This window comes from Lactococcus taiwanensis (genome assembly GCF_014905395.1).
GTDB classification, from domain to species: Bacteria; Bacillota; Bacilli; order Lactobacillales; family Streptococcaceae; genus Lactococcus; species Lactococcus taiwanensis.
Genome location: NZ_BNDT01000002.1, coordinates 15,203 through 39,958 on the forward strand (window position 1 = coordinate 15,203; position 24,756 = coordinate 39,958).

General features: G+C 34.9%; 27 protein-coding genes and 1 tRNA gene. 24 read left to right on the forward strand and 4 right to left on the reverse strand.

What is annotated here, in order from left to right:
- Positions 1-491: 491 nt before the first annotated feature.
- Both JKP71_RS02330 and JKP71_RS02335 read right to left on the reverse strand, forming a co-directional pair.
- Positions 492-1,076, reverse strand: a complete 585-nt coding sequence (locus JKP71_RS02330; protein ID WP_200406905.1) for a hypothetical protein — start codon at positions 1,074-1,076, stop codon at positions 492-494.
- Between the two features lie 3 nt (positions 1,077-1,079).
- A complete protein-coding gene (locus JKP71_RS02335; RefSeq protein WP_200406906.1) occupies positions 1,080-1,424 on the reverse strand; it encodes an XRE family transcriptional regulator in 345 nt (114 codons plus the stop codon).
- A gap of 547 nt (positions 1,425-1,971) precedes the next feature.
- On the opposite strand from JKP71_RS02335, the gene JKP71_RS02340 reads away from it, so the two are divergent.
- From JKP71_RS02340 to JKP71_RS02355, 4 genes are all read left to right on the forward strand, one after another.
- Positions 1,972-2,037: transfer RNA gene (locus tag JKP71_RS02340), tRNA-OTHER, on the forward strand.
- Between the two features lie 24 nt (positions 2,038-2,061).
- Positions 2,062-2,373: a helix-turn-helix domain-containing protein gene (locus JKP71_RS02345; protein WP_200406907.1), complete on the forward strand. Its 312-nt coding sequence runs from the start codon at positions 2,062-2,064 to the stop codon at positions 2,371-2,373.
- 110 nt (positions 2,374-2,483) lie between these two features.
- The gene (locus JKP71_RS09625) at positions 2,484-3,194 is read left to right on the forward strand and encodes a hypothetical protein (RefSeq protein ID WP_200406908.1); all 711 of its coding nucleotides are present in this window, start codon (positions 2,484-2,486) and stop codon (positions 3,192-3,194) included.
- A 363-nt stretch (positions 3,195-3,557) separates the two neighbouring features.
- A complete protein-coding gene (locus JKP71_RS02355) occupies positions 3,558-3,824 on the forward strand; it encodes a hypothetical protein (RefSeq protein ID WP_200406909.1) in 267 nt (88 codons plus the stop codon).
- Here the strand turns inward: JKP71_RS02355 and JKP71_RS02360 are convergent.
- Entirely contained in the window at positions 3,816-4,220 is a 405-nt protein-coding gene (locus JKP71_RS02360) for a hypothetical protein (RefSeq protein ID WP_200406910.1), read from the reverse strand. The genes JKP71_RS02355 and JKP71_RS02360 overlap by 9 nt on opposite strands.
- A 253-nt stretch (positions 4,221-4,473) precedes the next feature.
- On the opposite strand from JKP71_RS02360, the gene JKP71_RS02365 reads away from it, so the two are divergent.
- The 8 genes from JKP71_RS02365 (at position 4,474) to JKP71_RS02400 (ending at position 9,947) form a co-directional block, all read left to right on the forward strand.
- On the forward strand, positions 4,474-5,244 hold the full coding sequence (locus tag JKP71_RS02365; protein ID WP_200406911.1) for a hypothetical protein: 771 nt from the start codon (positions 4,474-4,476) through the stop codon (positions 5,242-5,244).
- An 11-nt stretch (positions 5,245-5,255) separates the two neighbouring features.
- The gene (locus JKP71_RS02370) at positions 5,256-6,821 is read left to right on the forward strand and encodes an FtsK/SpoIIIE domain-containing protein (protein WP_200406912.1); all 1,566 of its coding nucleotides are present in this window, start codon (positions 5,256-5,258) and stop codon (positions 6,819-6,821) included.
- The gene (locus JKP71_RS02375; protein WP_200406913.1) at positions 6,818-7,159 is read left to right on the forward strand and encodes a hypothetical protein; all 342 of its coding nucleotides are present in this window, start codon (positions 6,818-6,820) and stop codon (positions 7,157-7,159) included. The genes JKP71_RS02370 and JKP71_RS02375 overlap by 4 nt, the downstream gene beginning before the upstream one ends.
- A gap of 280 nt (positions 7,160-7,439) precedes the next feature.
- On the forward strand, positions 7,440-8,966 hold the full coding sequence (locus JKP71_RS02380; protein WP_234446099.1) for a replication initiation factor domain-containing protein: 1,527 nt from the start codon (positions 7,440-7,442) through the stop codon (positions 8,964-8,966).
- Positions 8,963-9,106 (forward strand): hypothetical protein, encoded by a 144-nt coding sequence (locus JKP71_RS02385; RefSeq protein ID WP_200406914.1) that lies wholly within the window; start codon positions 8,963-8,965, stop codon positions 9,104-9,106. Before JKP71_RS02380 ends, JKP71_RS02385 begins: the two co-directional genes overlap by 4 nt.
- Positions 9,107-9,156: 50 nt before the next feature.
- On the forward strand, positions 9,157-9,426 hold the full coding sequence (locus JKP71_RS02390) for a hypothetical protein (RefSeq protein WP_075525961.1): 270 nt from the start codon (positions 9,157-9,159) through the stop codon (positions 9,424-9,426).
- 100 nt (positions 9,427-9,526) lie between these two features.
- A complete protein-coding gene (locus tag JKP71_RS02395; RefSeq protein ID WP_075525960.1) occupies positions 9,527-9,718 on the forward strand; it encodes a hypothetical protein in 192 nt (63 codons plus the stop codon).
- Positions 9,702-9,947 carry a histidinol-phosphate/aromatic aminotransferase and cobyric acid decarboxylase gene (locus JKP71_RS02400; RefSeq protein ID WP_200406915.1) on the forward strand — a complete coding sequence of 82 codons (246 nt, stop codon included), beginning with the start codon at positions 9,702-9,704 and terminating at the stop codon, positions 9,945-9,947. Before JKP71_RS02395 ends, JKP71_RS02400 begins: the two co-directional genes overlap by 17 nt.
- Positions 9,948-10,151: 204 nt before the next feature.
- Here the strand turns inward: JKP71_RS02400 and JKP71_RS02405 are convergent, their stop codons facing one another.
- Entirely contained in the window at positions 10,152-10,808 is a 657-nt protein-coding gene (locus JKP71_RS02405) for a hypothetical protein (protein WP_200406916.1), read from the reverse strand.
- A 137-nt stretch (positions 10,809-10,945) separates the two neighbouring features.
- Between JKP71_RS02405 and JKP71_RS09560 the strand changes: the two genes are divergently transcribed.
- The 12 genes from JKP71_RS09560 (at position 10,946) to JKP71_RS02470 (ending at position 24,729) form a co-directional block, all read left to right on the forward strand.
- Entirely contained in the window at positions 10,946-14,572 is a 3,627-nt protein-coding gene (locus JKP71_RS09560; RefSeq protein WP_234446100.1) for a SpaA isopeptide-forming pilin-related protein, read from the forward strand.
- Positions 14,573-14,715: 143 nt separating this feature from the next.
- Positions 14,716-15,360 carry a hypothetical protein gene (locus tag JKP71_RS02420; RefSeq protein ID WP_200406917.1) on the forward strand — a complete coding sequence of 215 codons (645 nt, stop codon included), beginning with the start codon at positions 14,716-14,718 and terminating at the stop codon, positions 15,358-15,360.
- A 22-nt stretch (positions 15,361-15,382) separates the two neighbouring features.
- Positions 15,383-16,417 (forward strand): conjugal transfer protein, encoded by a 1,035-nt coding sequence (locus tag JKP71_RS02425; protein ID WP_200406918.1) that lies wholly within the window; start codon positions 15,383-15,385, stop codon positions 16,415-16,417.
- 9 nt (positions 16,418-16,426) lie between these two features.
- On the forward strand, positions 16,427-16,684 hold the full coding sequence (locus JKP71_RS02430) for a TcpD family membrane protein (RefSeq protein WP_234446101.1): 258 nt from the start codon (positions 16,427-16,429) through the stop codon (positions 16,682-16,684).
- Positions 16,685-16,701: 17 nt separating this feature from the next.
- Positions 16,702-17,118, forward strand: coding sequence for a TcpE family conjugal transfer membrane protein (locus JKP71_RS02435; protein WP_200406919.1), 417 nt, complete (start codon positions 16,702-16,704; stop codon positions 17,116-17,118).
- A complete protein-coding gene (locus tag JKP71_RS02440) occupies positions 17,115-19,718 on the forward strand; it encodes an ATP-binding protein (RefSeq protein WP_200406920.1) in 2,604 nt (867 codons plus the stop codon). Before JKP71_RS02435 ends, JKP71_RS02440 begins: the two co-directional genes overlap by 4 nt.
- A complete protein-coding gene (locus tag JKP71_RS02445) occupies positions 19,718-21,814 on the forward strand; it encodes a hypothetical protein (RefSeq protein ID WP_200406921.1) in 2,097 nt (698 codons plus the stop codon). The genes JKP71_RS02440 and JKP71_RS02445 overlap by 1 nt, the downstream gene beginning before the upstream one ends.
- A 20-nt stretch (positions 21,815-21,834) precedes the next feature.
- Entirely contained in the window at positions 21,835-22,872 is a 1,038-nt protein-coding gene (locus JKP71_RS02450; RefSeq protein ID WP_200406922.1) for a phage tail tip lysozyme, read from the forward strand.
- Positions 22,873-23,016: 144 nt separating this feature from the next.
- Positions 23,017-23,358 carry a type II toxin-antitoxin system RelB/DinJ family antitoxin gene (locus JKP71_RS02455; protein ID WP_200406923.1) on the forward strand — a complete coding sequence of 114 codons (342 nt, stop codon included), beginning with the start codon at positions 23,017-23,019 and terminating at the stop codon, positions 23,356-23,358.
- Positions 23,345-23,677: a hypothetical protein gene (locus JKP71_RS02460; RefSeq protein WP_200406924.1), complete on the forward strand. Its 333-nt coding sequence runs from the start codon at positions 23,345-23,347 to the stop codon at positions 23,675-23,677. Before JKP71_RS02455 ends, JKP71_RS02460 begins: the two co-directional genes overlap by 14 nt.
- A 57-nt stretch (positions 23,678-23,734) precedes the next feature.
- Positions 23,735-24,226: a hypothetical protein gene (locus tag JKP71_RS02465; RefSeq protein WP_200406925.1), complete on the forward strand. Its 492-nt coding sequence runs from the start codon at positions 23,735-23,737 to the stop codon at positions 24,224-24,226.
- A gap of 14 nt (positions 24,227-24,240) precedes the next feature.
- Positions 24,241-24,729, forward strand: coding sequence for an antirestriction protein ArdA (locus tag JKP71_RS02470; protein ID WP_200406926.1), 489 nt, complete (start codon positions 24,241-24,243; stop codon positions 24,727-24,729).
- The last annotated feature ends 27 nt before the right edge of the window (positions 24,730-24,756 follow it).

A 24,756-nucleotide genomic window follows, 5' to 3' on the forward strand; every position in this document is an offset into this window, starting at 1 on the left:
GATCTCCTCCAGAATATAATTAGTGATTAACTTAGTTATTCTCACAGATATTGTGAAAATTCATTGAGTAATATCATATGAAAGACATGTATAAGATAAAAAGTTGCTAAAAAGATTAGCGCTTTTTATTTTGTTAATTGTATTTTAAAAAAAATTTAAATTGTTTTTGCATGTTATAATAAATGGATAATACAAGTAGTTTTGGTTCATGACTTTGAATTAAATAGTGTTGCAAACGTTTATGGAACACGTTCTACTTACACTATCTAAGGATTGAGTAATTAAAAAATTTTGGTATTACTGAGATGAGGGGGATTTGTAGAGTCTATAATACTTCCAAGATACTCCTATATGAGATACGTCGAGTGGAGAATAAAATAAGATAATTTTAAAAATTATATTTAATAAAGAGTCACTAGAACACTAGTGACTCTTTATTAAATAAAATTTATAGAAACTAGGGATTATAAATAAATTTATTAAACCTCACTTTAGTAGGCAAATCCTTGCTGATGAGCGAGTTCATTAAATTCATGTCTAGCGTCTTCATATAAATCATAAGATAAATTGTAGGCTTCGAGAAAATCATACACTCTAATGAATTCAATAGTGTCAAACCGTGAAATATAATCAATTGCACAGCTTCTTAAATTACCATCAAACGTAGATTGTATTATTTCTTCATTAATGCTCTCCGCTGATACATCGTTACTTTCTCTAATAAAAGTAATAGATTGTTCAAAAGGACAGCCCGAAACTTCGATAAAGTTAGTGAAATAATCTGAATTTCCCCCTTGCTCAATATAAATTTCCCAAAGCAAAAGTATAGCTTCTTTATTGGCTCTTTTTTCTTCAAAACTTAGTACATCATTGTCACAATGTCTTTGTTTATCTCTATACTTTGCATGAATGAGTTCATGAGCAAGAATAAATGGTGTGACACTTATTGGGTCATAGACACCGATACACTTTTCACAATTAATGATAGCATATTGATCTAAGGTGGCGGGGTTCATGACGATACCTAAACGTTCAATGTTTAAGAGAATAAGGTCAAGTAGTTCATCTTTTTTCATAAATTAGTCTTTCAAGCGATCTCCAAAAATTTCCTTGATTTTTTGTTTATCATGTTCAGAAATTGGTTTACCACCAAAAGAAAGCCATTCATCCCAATTTATGTCATCATCAGAAGCAAGTTCTTCTAAGTCAACAGGTTCTTTAACAGAATTTTTTAAGTCAGTATTTCCTAAAAGATAATCAGTACTAACATTAAAGTATTCTGCAAGTTCATTTAGTCGTGTAGCGGTAGGATTATTTTTTTTGTAATTATACATAGAGTTTTTAGCCATACCTAGGTCTTTCTCAATTTGAGCAAAAGATTTCCCTTTTTCTTTGGCTAATTTTTGTAGCTTTTCATAGAACATTTTATTTTCTCCAAAAAAGATGAGTTTATTCTTGACAAAGTTAATGAAATACATTAAAATATATATAGTTAATGAAATTCATTAACCGCGAGATACAAAAAGAAGCGGAAGCGCGCTGAGGCAACTCCCACTAAAATGTTAATTTAATAACTTCGAACACTATTATTTTAACATTTTTAAAGGAGTTTAGTCAATGCAAGTTATCAGCTTAGTACTTAACTATACCGAACTTAATAACAAGGTGCTAGTTCCAATTGCCAACTAGATAAGGGAGAGAGCCGATGATTGCGCCCCGATACCCGAAAGGGCGTATTGTCGTGAGACATTCTGAATATACCGTTTAAGGGGAGTATGCTGTCAAAGAGAGACACAGTACTCCTTTTTTAGAATTAAAATTTGAACGGTAAAGTTAAAAGGTTTATAAATTTAAAGTAGTCAAGTGACTACTTTTTTTAATACAAGAAAGTCTATTTTAGTGTGATTGTAGATTACATCATGATGTGTTGATACTATCTGGTAAGTAAGTACTGAACGTAAAATAGACAGCTAGGACATAGCTTAAAGGTAGAGCAGTAAGTTATTACAGATGTTGGTTCGATTCCAATTGCCCTAATAAAATATTGATAAGGAGTATTTTATGGAAAGTGTAGCAGAGCGGTTAACGCACCTAAGACATAGTCACAATTATTCCCGAAAAGAAGTCTATGAAAAATTGGAAATTTTAAAGTCGACTTATAATCGTTGGGAAACTGGTTCTAGAGTACCTGATAATGATACGATTCTTAGGTTTGCTGAATTTTATAATGTATCACCTGCATATATGTTTGGCTTTGGTCATTTACAGAATGAGACCGAGTTTTTGAAAGAAGTTCTGGAACATATTGCTAAAGAGGGTGATGAACAGGGGTTATATGCACAATATGCGTTAAAGGAACTAGAGAAAATGTAAAAGCGTAATCGACGTATTACATGAGTAAAAAAATCAATAAAGATGTCACTTTAAACTGGACTTCGTGATATAATTAATTTGAAAAATGTTGGGAGAAATAGGAGAGTATTATGAAACTAAGTAAAAAAATTATTGCCTTAGGTGCAGTCGCAACACTTGGAGTAGTTGGAGGGGTTACAACTGCTCATGCTTCAGCTTCTACAAGCAATGCAATGTATCGAGTTTATAATCCAAACTCAGGTGAACACTTCTATACAAAGAGTGCTTATGAAAAATCAGTGTTAGTTAAAACTGGATGGCGCTATGAAGGAATTGGTTGGAATGCTCCGACAAGTGGTTCTGCTGTTTATCGAGTTTATAATCCAAATTCAGGCGAACATTTCTATACAAAAAGTGCTTATGAAAAATCAGTATTAGTAGGACGAGGATGGCGTTATGAAGGAATTGGTTGGTACACAGCAAACTCTGGTACACCGTTGTATCGAGTGTATAACCCCAATTCAGGTGAACATTTCTATACGAAAGATAGTTATGAAAAATCAGTCTTGGTAAAAGCAGGATGGCGCTATGAAGGTATTGCATGGTATGGTGCTACTACAAGTCAAACTACTAAGCCAACTCAACCGACAAAACCTACTCAAAAATATCAATATGTTGCATGGGTATCAGTTGATGGTGTACGTAAATATCAAAAAACATTTGATACTCTTAAAGAAGCGAATGAATGGGGTGATAAAACTAAAGATTCTCAAGAGGTAGTTAACTTGCTCCTTGCAGGACACAGTATCCGTTATGGTGTGTATCCTATTGATAAAAAATAAATTTTTAGCAAATAGATTTAAATATGACCTAAATATGTCACTAAAAGGTTTGAAAATTTTTTTCTTAATACTCCTAGAAAGCATCTCTTTTCCAATTGGGAGGTGTTTTTGTATGCGAACGATTAGTACGGTTAAATTGGGTTCAAATCCCGACGTTCGCTTTGTAAATTGTAAAAACAAGTTAATGATTTACTTTATGACCTGAACATGTCGTTAAAAGGTTCTTTTTTCATTTTCATAATACTCCCAAAAAGCACCTTCTTTCCAATTGAGAGGTGTTTTTGTATGCGGACGATTAGCACGGTTGAATTGGGTTCAAATCCCAACGTTCGCTTTGCAATAAAAATATAAAAGGAGCGTTGAATGCTACAAGAAATTCAGACTTTAAGTTTTTTAGAAATCGATATTTTAAGAGCTTATAAAAGTGTTAAAGGAGTGGAAGAAGGAAATTTTTATTCCGCATTTGGAAACGAAAAAGAACTTTATGAATGTAGTTCTGATTATAAACATATAGTAGATGAATGGGAAAAACTTCAAAAAGAAATGTCTCCTAAAATTTTAAATTTGTATCGAGAAGTTTTAGCTCTACGAGCTGAATGGATATTAAAAGATAAAACTGACTTAGAGTAATTCAGCTTTTTTTGAGAAGTAGATAAGAAAATCTTTATCTTTATCGGGCATGATATTTGAAATGAATTGGGCTAATGAGTTGAGTGTATTTCTACTCATTCTGTTTTCTCTAGTTAAGATTTGTAAGAGTCGAGTTTTATTATTTAATAAAGTTTGATGAATGAAATCCTGAAAGGTTCGAGAGACAAATTCATGTTGTTCAGCAGTTAAATTCAAAGGTTTAAGTTGCGTATCAATAAGACCTAGTGGGTAACGGCATCCATAGTTAATAGCAGTAAATATATCAGATTCATAATATACCTGCATAATATGCTCTGCTAAGACTTCAGGCTGTTCCCTAAAAATTTTATCAGTAATGTTAAAGATATTTTTAATTTGTATTTGGCTAAAGTTCATAGCTCACTCCTTTTTATAGCTCTATTATACTTGAAATTAGTTTAATAATAAATCGGAAAATTGACCGAAAAGTCATTAAACTATAAAAAAGAAGAAAGAGAGAAGCGTATTGATGAATAAAGACGGTACATTTGCAACTCAATTTATGGTGGATAGTTCATAAAAAATACACTCCTAACTCGGTTTGAAACGGAGTATTTAGTAAAGAACAAATCTATAAAATTAATAAAAAAAGAAATCGGAGAAAATAATAATGACAAATACAATTACAGACCTCATCATGAAACCTGAGTTTTTTGGTAAATTTTATGCTTTGGGTAAACGTACAACAGGACGTGTACAACGTGTAGGAGACCTTCCAAAATATACAGTAATGACAAGTAAAATCCCTAACCTTGACCTTTATGGAATGCGCCCACGTACTTCAGAAGATGTTGATTTTGGTTATGAATTAGAAGTCGGTAAAATTCGTAAACGTCCAATGATCCAACAAATTCGTGATAATAACGGAAATCAAACAGGCTCGTTTGTTAAGTTCGTCTATTTAGCTGATTCTGTGAAATCAAAAGGTAAAGCAGATTTGACTAAAATTGACCGTGCTGAAGAACAGTATGTTAAACCAAACACAGGGAATGGTGATATTACAGATGGTTGTGATTTTGAACAAACTTTCGGGGAGTTGCTGCTTCTAAGTGCTACTCCCGTAGATGAATATGTTGGCGGGGTGAAAACAGGACAGATTGACCACATTTTGGTTATTACTCGCTCTGAACAAAATGAAGAAACTTATGAAATTAAAGTTTCTAATATCAATACTGCTGTTCTTAAAATGCCAATGTTCACTAAATTGAAGTTGGTGAATCCTTCAGGACGTGTGTTCTCTGACGTTAGTCAAGTGGAAACAGGAACGATTACAGTTTCCCTATCTGCGGAAGATATGACAGAAGTCAAAGACACACCAAAACAAGAGTCAAAACCACAAAATCAATCAGCACCAACCCAAAATAAAGAAAATAATAAATAAGGTAAGGTCAAATGAATAAGTTAATTACTTATCGAGGTAGACGACTTCACCTTTCTTCTAGAAATCTGATTAGAAACTGGGGGCTTACACTTTCAATCCCCTTTTTTCTAGGGTTAATTGCTTATCATTACTTTGTTACGTACAAATTCTTTAAAACACTTCAAGACTTTAAGCAATGGACATTATATGTCCAACCTGTACTTATTACTTTATTATTTATTATTGCCAGTATTGTCTTTTCATGGTTTGTAATAAAGAGTAGTCGTAATAGAGATGGCTTCTTTATGCGCCGTTACAAAATGCAAATGCTTGCGGTCTACATGTACTCTACGAACATGGTGACTAAAAAGGTCATCAAGTCCGAGCATGGTTCAAGAGAAAAACTAAAATTTGCTAAAGCTTATTATTATCATAAAAAGGATATTGATACTTTTACTTTTCAGACGGGTACTCAATTCCATAACCAAGTGATTACCATCAGTAAAACATTGAGTGAAATGTATCTTGCTGACTTGGTAAATATTAAATGGGAAATGGGTTTCATCAGTTATGATTTCCTAATGGATACGATTGGAAAACGCATAAACTTTGATAAAGTTGAAGTAAACAATGGGAAAATACTTCTTATGGATGGTGTAGAGTGGGATTTTGAGGGTCTTCCTCACATGATAATCACAGGTGGTACTGGTGGTGGTAAAACTTACTTTATTTACTCTCTTATCCGTGTGTTTGGGAAAATAGGACGTGTAAGGATTGCTGACCCTAAGATGGCAGACTTAGCAGCGTTTGCTGATTTTCCTGCTTTTAAAGGGTTAGTAGTAGACAAAAAAGATGATATTATCAATCTTTTTAAGGGCGCTGTTACTCTCATGGATCAGCGTTATTATTATATGCGACAACAACCTAATTATACAATTGGGAAAAATTATCGCTTTTATAATATGAAACCTGAATTTATTATTCTTGATGAACTCGCTTCATTTGTTACTACTTTAAAGGATTATAGAGAACAAGATGAATTTTGGGAGTATGTAAGACTGCTTGTTTTAAAAGCAAGACAGGCAGGGATATTCCTGATATTTGCTACTCAACGACCTGATACTTCCACATTACCAGGCTCTTTGCGTGATAATATGTTGTGTAAAGTTTCTACTGGTGTTTTGAGCGACCAAGGGTATGATATGACCTTCCCTAACAGTAAAAATAAAACTTTTATTAATAAGCAAGGTGTGAAAGGGCGAGGTTATATAGATATTGGAACAGGTGTTCCAATTGAGTTCTATTCTCCTTATGTTCCTGCAAGTTTTGATTTTGTGGAGTATTTCAAAAATATGCCTGACATGCCGTTTACAGATGTTTCAAGGATGGAAATCACACCTGAAGTCAAGAAAGAGCTGGAAGAAGTTTATGAAACAGTAGAAGAAGGTGAAAATTTCTTTATTGAAAATCAGAAAGAAAAAATTCGTCAAGAACAAGAAGTCAAGAAAGAAGAAAATATCGAAAAATTGATGTCTAATGTTGGAATTTCCTACAAAGAAGCAATCAAAAAATCTAAATATGAGGAGGTGGAAAATTGACATATTATTCTAAAACAGAAGTACGTTCAAAGATAAGCAGAGATTTACCTAGACGTAAATTTGACCGTTGGCTTAATAAAATTCAAGAAATAACCCCTTATCGCTTTGAAAAAGGGATTCCATCACAACCAAAACTCTTTAAAAATGGTCAACCACAACAGGTAACAGTGTTTGATGATTTAGACTATAAAAATCTCAAAGAGCTTTATGATCGTGTGTTCTATGAAAAAGAAAATTTGACCTTTGCCATCTATCGTGTCTTTTTAAGTGAAGAAGACTATCAGCGTGTGATAAAAGGAGAATGGGATATTGAAGAAGAACGTAAAAAGTATCAATAAACAAGCAAACTTGAAGCTTGCCCGCTTAGCGTTACGGACGATGCCCGCCCATGTGTGCCAACGGCTAAAGCATGGACTGTGGGCTTTGTCAGAAGCACTAAGTGGGTTGTGGGGCGTTAGCCCCACAACTTGTTAATACCCCGTTTTGTAACACGGGGTATACCTTACGTTAATTCGTCGATAGTGAGTGTCGATAAAGCTTGTCATATCAATAGTTGACAGGTTTTGAATTTATGACGACAAAACGCAAAGTAATGACGACAAAATTAGAAAATGAATGATGAGCGAAATTGTAGAAACTCCCTTAATGACAGGAAAGGAGTTACGGAAACTACGAAAGAAATTAAACTATACTTTACGTGATTTTGGTTCTAAGGTGGGAATTGATTTTAGAAATGTCTCTCAATACGAAAAAGGAAAGAGATTTATTTCTGCACGTACTGAAGCACAAATCAAACAGGCTTTAGGTTTATGTCTTGAACCAAAATATGATTATGAGCTTCATGTTCATCTTGATTATCTGCGGTTAACTTTTTTTGACGCTTCACTTGAAACAATTATGAATAGGGTTTTAGGAATTGAGAAAACCTATTTTACATACAGTGAAAAACAATTACATGGTTTTGACGGTATCTGGCAAAGCGGAATGATAAGGATATACGCTTCAGATAAAAATGAACAAGGGATCATGCTTGAATTGACAGGTCAAGGCTTGACTGAAATGGAAAGCTGGCTTCAAGAGTTAGATGTGAATTTCACCTTAAATGAGTGGTTGGTTATGATAACTGACCCTGACTATTATTTAAAGGAAGGTTTATTTTCAAGATATAACTGTTCTCGTTTAGATATTGCGATTGATGAGATGTACAAACCCACAGGAAATTATGATTTACATGATTTAAAGTGGAAAAAAGACCATCATAGCGAAAAGTTGATAGAAACTAAACTACGCTCTAGTCATGACATAGAAAGCTACTGGAATGATAAGCCTTTAGGTTTAACGCTCTACTTTGGCTCTCCAAATGGTAACTTTCTACTGAGGATGTATGAAAAAGCGAAAGAACGTGCTAAAAAAGAAAATCGTGATTTAGAAGATGTTCTTCATGATTACGGTGTGGTGAATCGCTATGAAATGCAAATCCGTGAAAACTATGCGACCAGTGCTTTTGATGAACTTGCTCGAAATGGTCGTCTGGATCAATTTGCAATTAATCTACTTCTTTCAAAAATTACAGTGTATGATGAAGTGACGACTGATTCTGGTGAAATTGCTTATCAGTATTCTAAAGATTTTTATGAGGTTTTTGGAAATTATCAAAGCGTAAAAATCAACGGCAAAAAAGTTGAAACAAGTATAGAACGTTCTATGAAATGGATTATTTCACAGGTTGCGGGTACTCTTGCTTTACTTCGAGAAATCTATGGTCGCCAGTGGTTATATGACTGGTTAGAGCATATCATGGACGAAGTAGAGTTTAATAAAAAACAAGAGGGTCAAATTTTATTTGAGAAAGCACGTCTTTTAGATAATGAGAATGGGATGTACCTTTGGTATAAAAAGAAGTTTGCGGAACGTAAATATAGTCCGAATAATATTCCTCGGAAAAAAGAAAACCTTGATTTAAAGCTGTGGGGTATCCGTTTAAAAGATTCACCTACAAAATATAATATCTATATTAATGAGCAAGGTGAGTATCAAGTGAGCCAACCGTTAGGAATGACATTAGAACAAATTAATGATTTAAGTGAAAAAAAGGGTGTTGATTTTATCAATAGCCCTTTATTTGTAGTATTTGAGGAAAAATGAAGAAGGATAAGAAAAAGGAGGAAGAAGAACTCCGAAAATATCAAGATGATTTGATTACAAGGATTGAAAAAAGAAGACCTGTAACACTTCAAGAACTCTCATGGCAAGAAGAATTTATTCAGCGCCAACTAAAAGATTAATTAATCACTGTTTAGGGTTGCTCTTAAAAAGAAAGAACTGGTGATTATTTATGGAAAAACAACAACTTAAAAGCTTGATTCAAGCAGCAGAAGCAGAACTTGAAACAATCTCTAAACTCAATGTTTCTACGGAAGCACTCACAAAACTCTATCATGCAACAAATAAAGATGAAGACCTTCAAAATGATGTGATTCTTGCAGGTTTTGTAAAAGAAGTGACTAAACGTGGAGGATTTGCAGGAAAAAATATAGCAGGTGCAGTTACCGCTTCTAAAAATGCCTTAGCTTATGTGAATGAAGCTTACGCAAAATTGAAATAATCTAACAAAATGCTATTCAGGGTGGGGAGAGCATAAGGGAATAGCAAAAATCACACCAAATTTGACCTCGTGGTGAGGATTTAGAAAAGAGTAACTCATCATGAGTTTAGAAAATAAAAAAGAACAAATTAAAGAAAAGAAATATGAACAACGTACAAGCTGGGCGATTTATTCCTCGGATATAGATGGTGTAGCGACATCATCAAATCCAACCTATGGTGGAGTTGAAAAACTAAGACGTGAAGAAATAAAGTTATTTAAAGGACAAGTAGAAGATGAAAGTAGAAAATAAAGTAAAAATCGATATTAAGCGCCATGAAGTGACATCAAAATTATATGATGTTGTGGTAATTTTTACGGATGGTACAAGGCAATCTTGGACGAAACTAACAGAGGGGAAAGTTACTTATCTATGTGAAAAATATAATCCTGTGTCAGTTCCATTATCAGTAGGGCTTGCACATAAATTCTTGCCTAAACGCTTAATCAGTACTCCGCGTTGGTCAACTAGGTTGAATTAATAGGTAATTTGTTGATTCTTAATCAACTAATAAATGAATTAAATATTAATAGAACATTGACAATAATCACCTTATCAGTGTTTATAGCAATGAACTTTAGAACAATTTACAATTTGTGGGGAACATCTGTTAAAGATAATCCAATAGAACATAAGTTTGAAATCTTCACGATTATTTTGTTGAATGTTTCTGCTAGGTATATACTTAATATTTAAAGAACTCATTTAGAAGGTATAAGGAAATTGCTGATACTATTAAAAGTGCAAGTGATATTATAAAAGAAAAAGGCAGGATATTGTATAGATAAGGAATATTTTTAAATGGATCACTAAAAAGCAGAAATGAAGTTAAGAACGTTATAACAGATACAAGGAATATAATCATTATGTATTTCTGAAATGAATTTAATATTATTGCTGTTTTCGAGTCTTTGAATAGTTCATTGCGTATTCTAAACTGTATTGAAATCCTGGGTAAACCGAGAGTAGTTCGTGTTTTATTTAATGTTTTAAGATAGATCAAAGAAAATGAATCAAAATTATTTTGTACTTCGCCAAGATTGTTATCATCTTGCTCAGTAATTATTCTAAGGTCAATAGTAAAGTCTGAGCTAAAGTAACTTAATTGTTTTTTGTAATTCTCTCTCAAATCAATTAGTTTCTGTTTTATATTGCTATCTAGCTTATGATATAGCATTAGTTCTAATTCTTCTGAATTCGGGGCAAAGAAATTTTCAAGTAATTCAGTTGCTATTTTTTCTTTATTCGGAGATTTTGAGTTTTTATAATTAACAAATGAAGTTATAGATGCTCCAATAATACCAATAAGAAGGGAAAGAAAAAATTGTAGATATGTGTTCATATGATGCCTCACTTAATTTATTCTTTAATTATACAAAGAAATATTGTATTTGTCCGAAACGACAATAAACTAGTCGCTTAAACTGTCAGTAATGGCAGTTTTTTTATTTTGCAAAATAAAAAAGGAGATTTTTACAAATGGGTAAAAAGAAAAATTTACTTAAAATGTTGACGACTGAAAAGAAAGTCACAAATTGGAAAATGCACAAACGCAAAAAAGCTATGGTCTTTGGTGCAAGTGTCTTAGCTATTGGTTTGGGTGTAGTTGGTTTAGTAGCTGTGAGCGGACAAAGTACTTCGGTATCAGCGGAAAGCCTACCAACTGATACAACGGTCAATTGGGAAAATAACAAACCACTCTATTATGAAATAGACCAAAATGGGGTTGAACACCCAAAACCAATGCTTACGCTTGGTGATGGCACTCCTGCATGGTGTTTGGGTCTTGGTGTTCCACTTCCTAATAACACTACGCAAGCTCAATATGACGCAACTAATGCTATTCTTAACGCACTGGATGACGAGCAAATTGCAGTTTTGAATAACGTGACTTATCTAGCACAAAAAGATGGTTCACTTTTAGCTTACGCAGGAGCGCAAAATGCAACGTATAAATTGCTTGATGAAGCAGGGCTTTCTGTCAACCAATCGAAAGACGTTATTGTGAAGGCTAATACCGTTTTACAAGACTCCGAAGCAATAAAAAATACTTCTGCTAACTTAATTAAGGAAGCACGTCAAATGCGTAAACTTCCTAGTTTTAATGGTTCTACCATCAACCTGATTCAAGGGGTAAATAAAACTATTACTGATACAAATGATGTGATGTCTAATTTTCCTTATATTGCTAGTAATGTTTCAGGAGTAACTCAAACTGTTTCGGGAAACAATGTGACTTTGAAAGCTAATAAAACAGTAAAACTTGGTTTATTTTCTGACGCTTTGAGTTTTGGTAATACTGGTTTATCTAACAGTGATTTGCCTTATTTTGTCTACTCAACTGATGGGGATAGTTCAGGTGAAAATAGTCAATCAGTTATGGCTACAAAAGACCCTTCACAAGCTCTCGGCTCTCTGAATATTAACATCATTGGTCTAGGAGAAATCAAAGCAAACAAAGTCTCTGCCAACTCTAAATTTGATACAAAATTGATGGCAGGTGCTGAATATAGCTTCTTTTATAAAGATGGTTCACCTGTGAAATGGGCTGATGGTCAATCAGGTTATGCCATTACTGCCACAAATGGTGCAAAAGCTAATGACACGAATGTTGTCCTTAAAGTTGGTGAAGATGGTACATTTGGGGTTAAAAACCTTCAAAATGATAAAGCATTCTACTTTGTAGAAACAAAAGCACCTAAAGGATTTGCCCTTGATGAAACCAAACATGCATTCAGCTTTGATGAAAATTCATCCTTTAATACTGCTACAAGTAACTACCATGTGGACGGTGAATCAAAGGAAACACCAACAGGTTCTACAACGCTTCAAAAACTGGATGCTGACACAAATACCACTGAGACACAAGGTGAAGCGAAGTGGGATGGTGTTGTTTATGGATTGTTCAATGCCAAGGATGATAGCCCTGTTAAATGGACGGATGGCTTAAAAGCTTTACCAATTGCCATCACAAACGGTACAAAAGCCAATGACACTAATGTAGAATTGAGCCTTGATAAGGATAATAAAGTCGGTGTTCAAAATCTTAACTTAGCAAGCAATGACCAGTATTACTGGAAAGAAGTGCGAACGTCTGAAGGCTATTCACTATCAACTAAGAAAATTCCTGTCAACTTTACAGGTGAAGAAAGTGTTGATGTGACAACCAATGACTTTGCGAACAATCAAAAGGCACAAGACAAGGTACTCGCTTTCCAATTGCGCTTTTGGAAAGCACAAAGTGTTAACGATTCTCTAACTGGTCTTGATGGTGCAGGGTTTACACTGACACCACAAAATGGAACAAAAGGAAAAGCGATCAAAGCCGTTTCAAAATCAAGTACTGATTCAGATGGCTTTACTAAAAATGGTTTTGTTCTCTTTGATGGAAAAGCCAATGTTGTAGCTGGAAATGCTAATACGGACGGTTTAGCTATTGGGGATTATCTCTTAGAAGAAACGGATGTTCCAAAAGGCACACAAGCTATTAATCCAATCTCTGTCACAAGCACCCCTGAGCTTAATAAGGATGGTTCACCTAAGTCTTACACGGTTGTCCTTAAAGACACAGTCACAGGTCAACAAATTTCATCTACGACTATCGAAGCAGACAAGCTAACAGATAATAATTTGATGTTTAAGCTTGATCTTGGTACATTGACAGATAAACCAACTGAAAAAGTCAAACCAACTATTGAAACAAAGGCTAAAACAGCAGATGAAAATCAAGTCGTTGACCTGACAGAAGTCTCCACTGAAACACCATTGACAGATGTTATTACGTTAACAAATGGGGAACTTGGTGATAAGTATCTCGGATATCTTCACCGCCTTGTTAAAGATAAAGATGGTGAAATTCTTGATGATAAAGTTGTCTCTGATCAAACGGTGACACTTGATTCTGAAGCGGTTGAAAGTCAAAGTGTAAAACTGACAGCTAAAGTTGATACGACCAAAGACAGTAAAGAAAAGGCTGAAAATACAGTTTCGTATGTTTGGACTGGTGAACTTTTTGATGATGAACAGGACATCAAAGTAGATACACCTGAAGCGACTCATGATGATTTAAATAATACCAAACAAACCCTAACAGTTGAAAAAGCGCCAACGATTAAGACGAAGGCTCATACTGAAGATGGTAACCAAACCATTGAAAAAGTAGAAGTTTCAACTAAAACACCAGTTTATGATGATGTCATCTTCACTAATGCAGAAAAAGGTGACCAAATGGTCGCACAGCTTCACCGTATCGTAACAGATAAAGATGGTAAAGAAACGGAATCTAAAGTCGTTTCTACCCTTAACTTTACAGTAGATGATTTCACGGTCAAAGAACAAGAAAAGAAGATTCAAACTGAAATTGATACTACTAAAGATAAGGATGTAGCTAAAGGCTCAAATGTCACTTATGTTTGGACTGAAGAACTGTTTGATGAAGGTACAAATCCGAAAACAGATAAGCCTGAAGCTGAACACAATGATTTGAAAAATCAAGACCAAACCTTGACTGTTGAAGAAGTTCCTGCTCCAACAATTAAGACGAAAGCTCACACTAAAGATGGTGACCAAAAAATTGAAAATGCGGAAATTTCAACTAAAACACCAGTTTATGATGACGTCGTCTTTACCAATGCAGAAAAAGGTGACCAAATGGTCGCACAACTTCACCGTATCGTAACGGATAAAGAGGGTAAGGAAACTGAATCTAAAGTCATTTCTACTCTTAACTTTACAGTAGATGATTTCACTGTCAAAGAACAAGAAAAGAAAATTGAAACTGCAATTGACACAACCAAAGATAAGGATGTTCCAGAAGGTTCAAAGGTTACTTATGTTTGGACTGAAGAATTATTTGATGAAGGTACAAATCCTAAGACAGATAAGCCTGAAGCTGAACACAATGACTTGAAGAACAAAGACCAAACCTTGACTGTGGTCTATAATAAACCAACCGCTACTAGCGCTACACCAACTAAAGGGGTAATGCCAAAAACGGGAGAAAGTAATAATCCTTGGGTTGCCTATGCAGGCATGGCAGTGATTGCCCTTGCCCTTGGAGCAGGTGGGGTTTACTACTACAAGAAAAATAAAGCAACTGGAGAATAAAAAAATTAATTAGGGTTAGGGATGTTTAAAATAATCAAAAACTACATTGAAAAAAGAAAAAGAGCAGGTCCATAGATCTGCTTTTATTTATGAAAAAATAGTGGTAGAATGAGGTAAAATATTTGATTGGAAAAATTGAATTAATGGATGCAGCACTAGTAACCATAGCAGGTACATTGATTATCGCTTTGGTAAACTCATTTTGGTTAAACCAAAAACTAAATAAGCAGAAGCTAGAGTATGATAAAACTATTGAAGAATATAAACTTGCATTGGATAGGCGCAAGAAGGTTTCTTCAATGTATTATGAAAAAAGAGCAGAACTAATTATTCAGCTCTATGAAAAGATTTCAGTTTATTATTCTAATCTTTTAGCTATGAATAAAGGTTTAATAGCGTTTCAAGAAATGATTTTTGAAAGACCAGAAGCATATGATGAATTGTATCATTCTACTTTAAAGTTAGAAAAAGATGTGGGAAAGCAAATCCTGCTTGCAAGTCTATACTTAGGTGAAAAAACAAGTGAAGAGTTAATGTTTTTTCAGCATAGGTTGGGGAACATATCTAACTCAATGGTGGATGTTTATGAAGAATACAAGCGGATAGATAAGAAATACCCTAAACGTTCAGAGGATGAGAGTGAAGCTAGCAAGTTCTATTGGGAATATTACCAAATTTATAGTGGTCAGGATATACATGGGAATGTAGAGTGGCTAGATGGCAAAGGTTCTAAAAAAATCTTAGATTTTAAAAAAACACTCAAAAATGCAATACTCAGTGAAGAATAAGGCAGGTTAAAAACCTGCTTTTTTGTTTATAAAAAATGATTATTTAGAAAGAGAGGAAATCATTATATTATTAAAACTCAGTAAAAAGGGTAAAGGTGAAACGATAAAAAAGCCTTCTAACGAAAAACCACCCGAACTTAAGACGGTATCCGCAAAACAAGCTGACCGACTAATACAAGGAGTTGTTGGTGGTGTGGTTATTTTAAATATTGCTCTGGTCATACTTATTGCAAGTGGCTATAAACCAACACAGAAAGTAGTTCATGTCAGTGATGATGTTACAAAAGCTACTACAAACGCAAGTGTAGACTGGCAAGCTAAGGTTTATTTAGATGGTTTTGTAAAGCGTTACTTTAATTTTCCTGAAGAAGAAAAAGCGCAGGAAAAAACGGTTAAAGCCCTCAATGCTTACTATGGTCAGCCGTTGCCAGTTATTAGTCAAGGACAGGTTCGCAAGCCTTCTAAATTTAAGAATGCAACGCTAATGCGCTTAACAAATGACGAAGCCACTTATAAAGTCATTTATAGTGCTGGGAAAACTACTACAAAAACGGTCAAAAAAGGTAAAGGCACGGCAAAACAAAATATCGTCACTTACCATGATGAAACAACCATGTTTACAGTACCTTATATTAAAGCAGGGTCAAGTTATTATGTGTCTGACCAACCTTATTTTACAAGTTTACAGGATTTACAAGCTAATGTAAACCAGATTCCAACGAAAACATTTTCGGATGTGGATGATAATAAGCCTTCTGTAAAAAAAGCTTTAGATAAGTTTACAAAATCTTTATTCACAGCTTATACAACTGATGGAGATACCTTGAAATTAATTTCAGATGGGCTTACCCTTAACACAAGTGAGAAGTTTAAATCACTTGATCAAAGTGTGTATAAAGCTAAAGGAAATACTTATGAAGCAACGGTGCAGGTTACGATGGGAAATGCACTAGGAACACATGTAGAAAATTATCGCTTCATCATCGAAAAACAAAAGCAGTCCTATTTTGCGACTGAATTTAAGCATAGTTTACCTGAAGGTAAAACAAATGAATAGGAGAAAATAATGAAAGCATTTTTAGTTAATAATGTCATGTTTGGAGAAGTTGGACTAAATGGTGGATGGTCATGGTTCCAGCAACAAGGGCAGTATGCAGTATGGATGATACTTATCTTTCTTGCAGGGAAGGAATTTTTGGGGCGAAAATATGGGAAAATGGCAATTGTTATTGTCTTCGGTGCTTTCCTTGCGCTTGTAGTCAATAATCCAGCAGGTATTTTGACACCTGTTGGAAATCTCGTGAAAAAACTGCTCGGTTTATAAGCTAGAAGGGAGGCGGTATGTCTGAGCAAAGTAAACGAAAAGAAGTGCCTAAATATTCTTATAAGCTCTCTTTAGACCAGCCGTTTTGGATACAACAACTGACAGATAATTTTGCATTAAGAAAGGCAGTCCGCCTTTCTTTATTTGCTTATTTCTTCATCTTATTTATCCTTTTGTATTTTACGCTTGGCAAATTGATTCCTTATTTTCAATGGGGAGTAAAAGCAATGCTTATTGGTTTTATTTCTTGGCAAATATCAGTTAAAATTTCAGATTTACGCCCTGACGATAAATTGCCCCCTGTTTTTGTGTGGGATTTTTTCGTTTATCAATTTAATTATGGGATGAAAAATATTGAAATATACAAAGGTCAAAAATATGAAAAAGAAGCTTTAAGAAATGCGGATGAATTTATGGAGGATGGTGAGAATTGAATAAAGTTGAAATAGAAAATCGAGTGATTTCGATTCATGATAATTTAGCACTTCGAGATGATGGCTCAGTTATCGCAATGTATGAAGTGCCAGCATCTATTATTTCAAGTATGGATGTTGAAGGGAAAATCAAATTTAAAAAAAGGACAGAAGCCGTATTTGCGAGTCTCGCTCCGAACTTATCGTTTGATATAGGAATGCTTCCTGTACCAATTGACTTGGAAGAGCGATATAGTGCGCTTTTAGAAGACTGTGAAGAAGATACTTATGAGATGGCGTTGTATCTGTTGGAAAAATCGAGTGATGACCTGTATAGTTCAATTGGTCAACTGATAAACTATAAATTTTTCATGACCATACCGCTTAAGTCATTTGAGATTACAGGTGATTTAAAGCAAATGCTTGGTGATGCGTGGGGTCGGTTACGTCAAAAAGCTGTATCTGCTGTAAGTCGTACACTGGAATTTGACATCAAATGGTATGAAAACTATGAGAAAGTCAATAATGATTTGGAAACTAACCTTGCTTTAATACAGGGGCGTAAGACAACGCAAGCAGAAACAGGTTTCTATCAGCGAGTAGACTATTTACGGGGGCTTTATTATCATCGAGATGAAGAAGTTGCTTCTATCAAATCAAGTGTTCAAAATATTGATGACACTGTGGTTGAGCCGTTGGCAAATGGTGTGTTAGGACTAAAAAATAGTTATGGAAAAAGTCTTGTTAAAATACTTCCAATAGCCAATATGCCCAATGTAGTGAACAACCTTCATTTGGTTGAACATGCCCAAAAATTACCGTTTCCTGTTGAGCTTCATTGGAAATTTCATTTTTCTAAAATGAAGGGTGCTTTTTCTTTAGCTGCGAAAGGAGAACGTGCATCTGATCGGATTAAAGAAAATCAGATTGAAGCTTATGAAAATGGTTCTAATCAAAAAACCTCTCTGGCGACTGCACGAATTATCCTCGATGAAATGACTGATGGAGTGGATGCACATGAACTTTTCGTGAATTACATGGCTTCTTTTGTGATTACTGGTCAAAGCATGAAGGAAATTAATTATTATAAAAAAATTATCCAACAAGATATTGGTGATTTAGGTGTTCAAGTTGTTTCGGGGATGTCTGACCAACTCTATTTTTTCTATAAAAACCGTTTTATTGAACAACTTGAAGAATCCGATAAATACTGTATTCAAGCCATGAAGCTTTCCTCGGCTTGTGAGAATCTCTTTTTTACTAGTCAGAAAATAGGTTCGGACATTGGTTTTACTATTGGTCGGATTGACCATGCAGTTGAATCTTGGGCTGGAGATTATAAAAAAGCTCTTGCAAGTTCAACACATCCCGTGTTCCTTAATCTATTTCAAGCGAACAAGCAAGGAATTGTAGGTAAAATCACAGATAACCCACACTTTGCCATTGTGGGTGAAACAGGGGGCGGTAAATCATTCTTGACCAAAGGGTTATTTACATGTCACTCTCTTTTGAAAGCTTTAACGCTTTATATTGACCCTAAAAATGAAATGAAAGCACAATATATGAAAGTTAAAGCAAAATATGAAGCTAATTTTCCGAAAATGGAAAAGGAAATTCAAGAAGCACGTGAAGCGATTCAAGATGATGAACAGCTTTATTGGGTGATTAAGGGAATTGAATACAAGTATTATAAACCTGTTGTAGATTATATTAATACGATTCATTTTGTTTCATTGGATGCGAAAGAAAAGAGTAATCATGGAGCACTTGACCCGTTAGTCTTTTTACATGGCGATGCTTGCAAGAAAATTTCTGTCAAGGTTACGGAAGAACTTTTGGGTGAGAAATATACGAAAGAGGATAAGTTTGAGATTGCTTTTCTTGAAAGCTTAGATGAAGTCATGGCTGAGCGAGAACAAGGACAAAAGGCCGGTTTGCTTCATGTCTTTGAAAAATTACTTGCATCAGAAGATGAAATGATTAAAACCCGTGCTAATCTTGCTCTACGAAAAATTAAGAACTCTCAAATGGAACTTGTCTTCTCACACGGTGAAAATCCAGCAGTAGATATGGATGCTCATATTACTGTGTTAGGAGTAACAGGTCTAAATCTTCCTAAAGCAAATGAGAAGATTACCAGTGACCATAAAGAATCACTGATTGTGATGTATGCTTTGGGAGAATTTTGTCGTGAGTTTGGCGAACGTGACCGTACCAAAGAAACGATTATTTTTGTGGATGAAGCATGGTTCTTTAACAAGACAGCAATTGGTGCTTCTATTTTAATGTCTATGAAACGTGTGGGACGTTCGCAAAATAATTTCCTAGGTCTAATTACTCAGTCTATTGATGATGTGAAGACAGAAGACGATTCGACAGCTTTTGGTACAATCTTCGCCTTTAGAGAACCTAATGAAACAGATAAAGTATTAAGTTACTTTAAACTTCCAGTGGAAGAAGAAACACAAGATTGGTACGATAATATGACGAAAGGGCAATGTATCATGCGTGATCCGTTTGGTCGAACAGCTCGCATTACAGTTGATTTCCAACTTCCAGAGGTAACGATTCTCTTTGATACGGTCGAAACTAAAATGAAGAATACAAGGATGGTGGCTTAATGAAAAAGAAGGTGTTATTACTTATGGGGTTAGTTGTCTTTTTCTTTAGTTTTTCTCCATTAGTACAGGCTGAAGGTACGACGTCATCCTCTTCATCTAATAGTGAACTACTTACACCTCCTATAAGTGATAACATGGATGATTATTCTAGTTCAGATTCCCCAAGTAAAACGATGAGTGAAGCGAAAAAAGAAGAAGCTAGAAAAGATTTAGACAACTATACCTCTTATATGTATGTTAACGATAAAGGTATAATTACGCCCTCGATGAATGCAGGTTTACAAACCTTTTTTGTTCGTTCACAATTTTTTGTGACAAAAACGATTTATCGCTTTGTTAATTTTGTTAATCAGGGCTTGAATGGTAATTCTGTCATCAGTACGTGGCGAACAGCACTATTTGATACTGCAAAATCTATTTATAGTAAGTTTATGACCCCTGAATTGATTCCTGTTGTTGCAATAGGACTGATTTCAACGCTTCTCTATTATTTTTTACATAAGCGGATGATGGAAGGACTTAGAAAAGTTTTCTTAGTTATTGTCATGACGACCTTCTTTGTTTATGGAGGAAACAGCCTTGTTGAAAAAGTTCATGGCGCGATGAATGATGTGACGACAAGTGTCGTCAAGACTATTTCAGTGGCTGGTGTGTCTTCAACGGATAAGAATGATTTGTTTACTACAATGGTAAAAGTGCCCTTTCTTTATCTTAACTTTGATGGCGTAAAAATTAATAATGATGGCACAAGTAATGTAAAACAGGATGATATTGACCGTCTGCTTACTTCAGATGATGATAATGATGAATTAAAGAGTATTCAAGAAGATTTGAAAGACAGTCATCTGACGGTTAAAAAATTGGGTGATAAAGTTTTAACTGCTTTTGGAAGTGTCATTAATGCGCTTTTATTGGGTGCAATCTACCTTTTCTTTTCAGTTTTTTCTTTCTTCATGGATTTCCTCTTTATTATTTTAGTCTTTATCTTACCTTTTGCATCGATTGCCTCCTTCTTTCCAGCTTTTGATAAAACGATTCTTGATTGGGGGAAGACAAGTTTTGGTATCCTGATTCTTTCAGGACTAGGTGTCTTTGGCACAGCATTTATTGGCTTGTTTGATGGGCTTGTTTCAATGGTGTTAAGTGGTCTTTTGGGAAGCAATTACTTCTTTGTGACAATTGCCAAAATTGGTCTTTACATTTTTGCTTATAAACATCGAGCGAAAATTTTACGTATTTTCTCTGCTCATCATATGGGGCAAGGTAAATTTTCAGGGCGCTTGGATAATCTGTTGGCAGGTGCGAAACAAAAAACAGTGGGCGCTCTAAAAGCTCCAGTTTTAGCAGGTGTTACAGGAGGGATTACTGCTGGGATGATGGCAGGCTCATTTCTTAAAGACAAAACCACAGCAGGTACAGGTTCAGTGCGCCATGGTTGGGATAATCAGCGTTATAATCATACGCTAGATAAACTTAACAAAGCAGAACCTGGCACTCAAAAAGCTCAAACGCTTAGTCAACGTGAAGAAAAGCTTCGTGGAAAAATGGGAAGTAGACAGGATCGTTTTAATAATCGAGTGAATAAAAAAGAAAATAGTCTTCGTACAAAATTCCGTCAAGCTTATACAAAACAACGCTTGGGTGGTGAAGAAAGTGAAGCCTATAAAAAACTACAAGCAGAACAAAAGAAAAATCCTAATAAAATTAATCAAGTTAAAGCCATGTATGATTCAACGAATAAGAAAGCTGAAGAATATCTGAAGAACAAGGTTAATCAATCTGAAAAAGGAGAAACCAAAACCAAAACAGAACAATTGAAAAATGTGGATGCTATGATGAAAGAAAAATCAGTAGTTCCAAAGGATAAAAAACCTAAGGAGGAACTTCCAAAAGCCACACCATCCGCAGATAAAAAGATGACACCCTCACCAATTATGAAGGAAGTTGAAAAGAAACCAAAGGTTTTACATGGTAATCAAACTCCCAAAGCTAATTTCGAACCTAAAAAGAAGAAAATAGAACCTTGGAAAAACGATAATGAAAATCCTTTTACTCAAAAAGTGCCAGAACATCCTTTTTTAGTAGATGAGAAATAGTAAAAATAATGGAGATAAAAATGAAAAAGCGACTTAAACGGAAGGTCTTAATTTACAGCCTTCCTTTTTTAGTTCCTTTACTTATCATCCTTTCTTTCTTCTCTCTTTTTGCAGCATCAGATGACGAAAGTTCTAGTGCAGATGCTAATATAAATGACCCACAAGTTCAGACAGCGCAAATCATCTGGGATAGAGTATTAGAGGAAGGGGGAACAAAAGAAGGAGCAGCTGCTCTTTTAGGTAATAACCAAGTAGAAAGTCAGCTTCAACCGTCTGTCATCCAGTCTCATGCAAGTTTTGATGAAAAGAAAGCAATGGATGCCAGTTTGGGAGGTTATGCCTTTGGTTTAGCGCAATGGGATAGTGGAAGACGTGTCAATTTATTGAACTATGCTAAAAGTGAAAAGAAAGCATGGACAGATGCGCAATTGCAAGTAGAGTTTATGTTTGAGCATGATGGTTCGGATGCAGACTTGCTAAAGAAATTAGTTAAAGGAAAAGACCTCAACCAGACCACTGAAGCTATTATGCGCAAGTGGGAGAGGGCAGGTGCAACTGATAGCTTAAGTCAACGTCAAGCGTATGCGAAATATTGGTTTGATACCATGACCTCAGGAACCTCAGGAGGAAGTTCAGGAGGGATTACGCCAGATGTTCCCGCTGGTTGGAAACTTGATAAGCCTATTAATACAAGTGGTTATCTTGCAACAAGCTATGCTTATAAACAATGTACTTGGTTCACTTGGAATCGAGCAAGAGATTTTGGAATTACATTTGGTATGTATATGGGAAATGGCGCTGATTGGCAAAATCAAGCAGGCTATACGGTAACTACCACTCCAACCCTTCATAGTGCGGTTAGCTTTAGCGGAGGACAAAGTGTTGGTGGTCAATGGAATGCAGACCCTACATATGGTCACGTTGCTTTTGTGGAGGCTATCCATTCAGACGGTTCAGTTTTGATTTCACAATCAGGAACAGGATTTAGTACGGAATATACCTTCCAAGTCTTAACTAAAGCACAAGCTAGTCAGTACCATTACGTGATAGGGAAATAAAAATAATATGTCACACAGGATAAAGTGGCGGTTAGTTATAACGTTTGAAAAATTTAAAGTAATTTCTACGATTGCTGGCAAAATGTTTACATTTGCACCTAATTGTTATATAATGTTAGTATAAGAAGTGAAGGAGGAAAACAGATGAGTGTGATTCAAGTATCCGCAAGGGTTGATAAAAACCTGAAAGAGGAAGCACAAAAAGTGCTTGCTAAACAGGGGCTGGATATTCCGACAGTAATAAAAATGCTTATTACAAAAACAGCTTATGAGCAACAAGTTCCGCTTATGTTAACCTCCTCACCATCAGTGAGTTATCCAGAAGGCTGGTTTTCAGCAGATCGTGTAGAAAATAGAAATAAAATAGCTGGTATGACATCACAAGTAGAAGCTAAAACGCTTGATTTTTCAAAGAAGAAAGATATTGAAGAATTCTTTGATGAAGATTTTTCAGAATATGAGGATTTGTTCAATGGAACTAAGTGAGCATACAGTAGTAATTGCTAAAATTACATATGCAGACGGGACGGGCTCGAAAGTTCGTCCTGCTTTTGTTATTAAGTTAGATGGTAATTTGGTTAAGACTTATCGGATTACAAGTCAGTATGAGCAGAAATCAGATTATATTAAGAGCAAGTATTTTGAGATAATTGATTATATAGAAGCGGGCTTAAGGAAACGTTCTTGGATTGACACAGTACAAGCTTATAACATTAATGTCAACGAAACAAAGATACGAGTTATAGGTTACTTATCAGGAAGAGATGAAGCACGACTTCGAGATTTTTTGGAACAAGTATTATAAAAGCGAAAAGGTTGATGGAAATTATCAACCTTTTTTTGTTTGTTCAGAAAGGAAAAAATGTTAGAACTTGCTGAATTTAAGAGCGCTGAATTACGTTCAGAAGATAGATTAGAAGAACGATACGCTAGTTTCGATAGACGGTTAAGGGAAATGGAAGCAGAGCTTGAATTATATCCTTATGCAAGGCTGACGGAAATTATTGCATGGGCAGAACATTTAAAAATTTGTATTGGTAAATTAAGGGTAATTCGTGAGTATAGTATAGAAGCTTCCCAAAAAGAATGGAATAGATTGGAAGATTCTATGCTTGATTATGTCAGGATAGATAGAGCATTTATCAGTATTCTATCAAAACATATTCTTTATCTTGCGAAGTTGGACGAACGTTATCGCCAAAGGCTCTACATTTTTACTAATAAGTTGGATAACAGTGTTCGTTACTTGAAGTCTTATATAGAGGATTTAGAAAAGCAAGGTTTCTCCTTGTCAGGGACACTTGCGGAAAGTAGAAATTTAAGTGACATGAATTGGTTGAGTATCACAAAATAAGAAAGTAGGAAAATATGGAAACACCAAAAGTATATATCGTTAATTTAAATAGTTATAATAATGCAAGAACTCGTGGAGGATGGTATGATTTGCCTGTTGATATTCGTCAAGTTCAAAGAGATTTGAAACTGAATGAAGATGGTGAAGAATATGCAATTCACGACTATGAAAACTTTTATGGTTATAGAGTCGGGGAATATTCTTCACTTCAGGAGCTTAATGAATATGCGGAACAATTGCAGGAGCTATCAGACCTTGACCACTTAGAAGAATTTCTTGAAGTTTATGGTATTGATGATGTTATTAATAATAAAGATGATTTAGAGTTTGTGCAAGCTTCGGATGAGGAAGATTTGGCACAAGAAATTGTTGAGCAGATGGGCGGTGTTGAAGCTTTATCACAAAATACACTTCAGCGATATTTTAACTATGCAAGTTTTGGTCGAGATCTAGCTCTTGGAGATTATGCCTCGACTACACATGGTTATGTACGAAATATTTAATAAATAAGGGCAAGATGAGTCTTGCTC

What these genes read in the sequence shown, in the direction of transcription:
- JKP71_RS02330 (WP_200406905.1), bottom strand. Translation starts at nt 1,076, where the DNA reads ATGAAAAAAGATGAACTACTTGACCTTATTCTCTTAAACATTGAACGT.
- JKP71_RS02335 (WP_200406906.1), bottom strand. Translation starts at nt 1,424, where the DNA reads ATGTTCTATGAAAAGCTACAAAAATTAGCCAAAGAAAAAGGGAAATCT.
- JKP71_RS02345 (WP_200406907.1), top strand. Translation starts at nt 2,062, where the DNA reads ATGGAAAGTGTAGCAGAGCGGTTAACGCACCTAAGACATAGTCACAAT.
- JKP71_RS09625 (WP_200406908.1), top strand. Translation starts at nt 2,484, where the DNA reads ATGAAACTAAGTAAAAAAATTATTGCCTTAGGTGCAGTCGCAACACTT.
- JKP71_RS02355 (WP_200406909.1), top strand. Translation starts at nt 3,558, where the DNA reads ATGCTACAAGAAATTCAGACTTTAAGTTTTTTAGAAATCGATATTTTA.
- JKP71_RS02360 (WP_200406910.1), bottom strand. Translation starts at nt 4,220, where the DNA reads ATGAACTTTAGCCAAATACAAATTAAAAATATCTTTAACATTACTGAT.
- JKP71_RS02365 (WP_200406911.1), top strand. Translation starts at nt 4,474, where the DNA reads ATGACAAATACAATTACAGACCTCATCATGAAACCTGAGTTTTTTGGT.
- JKP71_RS02370 (WP_200406912.1), top strand. Translation starts at nt 5,256, where the DNA reads ATGAATAAGTTAATTACTTATCGAGGTAGACGACTTCACCTTTCTTCT.
- JKP71_RS02380 (WP_234446099.1), top strand. Translation starts at nt 7,440, where the DNA reads ATGAGCGAAATTGTAGAAACTCCCTTAATGACAGGAAAGGAGTTACGG.
- JKP71_RS02385 (WP_200406914.1), top strand. Translation starts at nt 8,963, where the DNA reads ATGAAGAAGGATAAGAAAAAGGAGGAAGAAGAACTCCGAAAATATCAA.
- JKP71_RS02390 (WP_075525961.1), top strand. Translation starts at nt 9,157, where the DNA reads ATGGAAAAACAACAACTTAAAAGCTTGATTCAAGCAGCAGAAGCAGAA.
- JKP71_RS02395 (WP_075525960.1), top strand. Translation starts at nt 9,527, where the DNA reads ATGAGTTTAGAAAATAAAAAAGAACAAATTAAAGAAAAGAAATATGAA.
- JKP71_RS02400 (WP_200406915.1), top strand. Translation starts at nt 9,702, where the DNA reads ATGAAAGTAGAAAATAAAGTAAAAATCGATATTAAGCGCCATGAAGTG.
- JKP71_RS02405 (WP_200406916.1), bottom strand. Translation starts at nt 10,808, where the DNA reads ATGAACACATATCTACAATTTTTTCTTTCCCTTCTTATTGGTATTATT.
- JKP71_RS09560 (WP_234446100.1), top strand. Translation starts at nt 10,946, where the DNA reads ATGGGTAAAAAGAAAAATTTACTTAAAATGTTGACGACTGAAAAGAAA.
- JKP71_RS02420 (WP_200406917.1), top strand. Translation starts at nt 14,716, where the DNA reads ATGGATGCAGCACTAGTAACCATAGCAGGTACATTGATTATCGCTTTG.
- JKP71_RS02430 (WP_234446101.1), top strand. Translation starts at nt 16,427, where the DNA reads ATGAAAGCATTTTTAGTTAATAATGTCATGTTTGGAGAAGTTGGACTA.
- JKP71_RS02435 (WP_200406919.1), top strand. Translation starts at nt 16,702, where the DNA reads ATGTCTGAGCAAAGTAAACGAAAAGAAGTGCCTAAATATTCTTATAAG.
- JKP71_RS02445 (WP_200406921.1), top strand. Translation starts at nt 19,718, where the DNA reads ATGAAAAAGAAGGTGTTATTACTTATGGGGTTAGTTGTCTTTTTCTTT.
- JKP71_RS02450 (WP_200406922.1), top strand. Translation starts at nt 21,835, where the DNA reads ATGAAAAAGCGACTTAAACGGAAGGTCTTAATTTACAGCCTTCCTTTT.
- JKP71_RS02455 (WP_200406923.1), top strand. Translation starts at nt 23,017, where the DNA reads ATGAGTGTGATTCAAGTATCCGCAAGGGTTGATAAAAACCTGAAAGAG.
- JKP71_RS02460 (WP_200406924.1), top strand. Translation starts at nt 23,345, where the DNA reads ATGGAACTAAGTGAGCATACAGTAGTAATTGCTAAAATTACATATGCA.
- JKP71_RS02465 (WP_200406925.1), top strand. Translation starts at nt 23,735, where the DNA reads ATGTTAGAACTTGCTGAATTTAAGAGCGCTGAATTACGTTCAGAAGAT.
- JKP71_RS02470 (WP_200406926.1), top strand. Translation starts at nt 24,241, where the DNA reads ATGGAAACACCAAAAGTATATATCGTTAATTTAAATAGTTATAATAAT.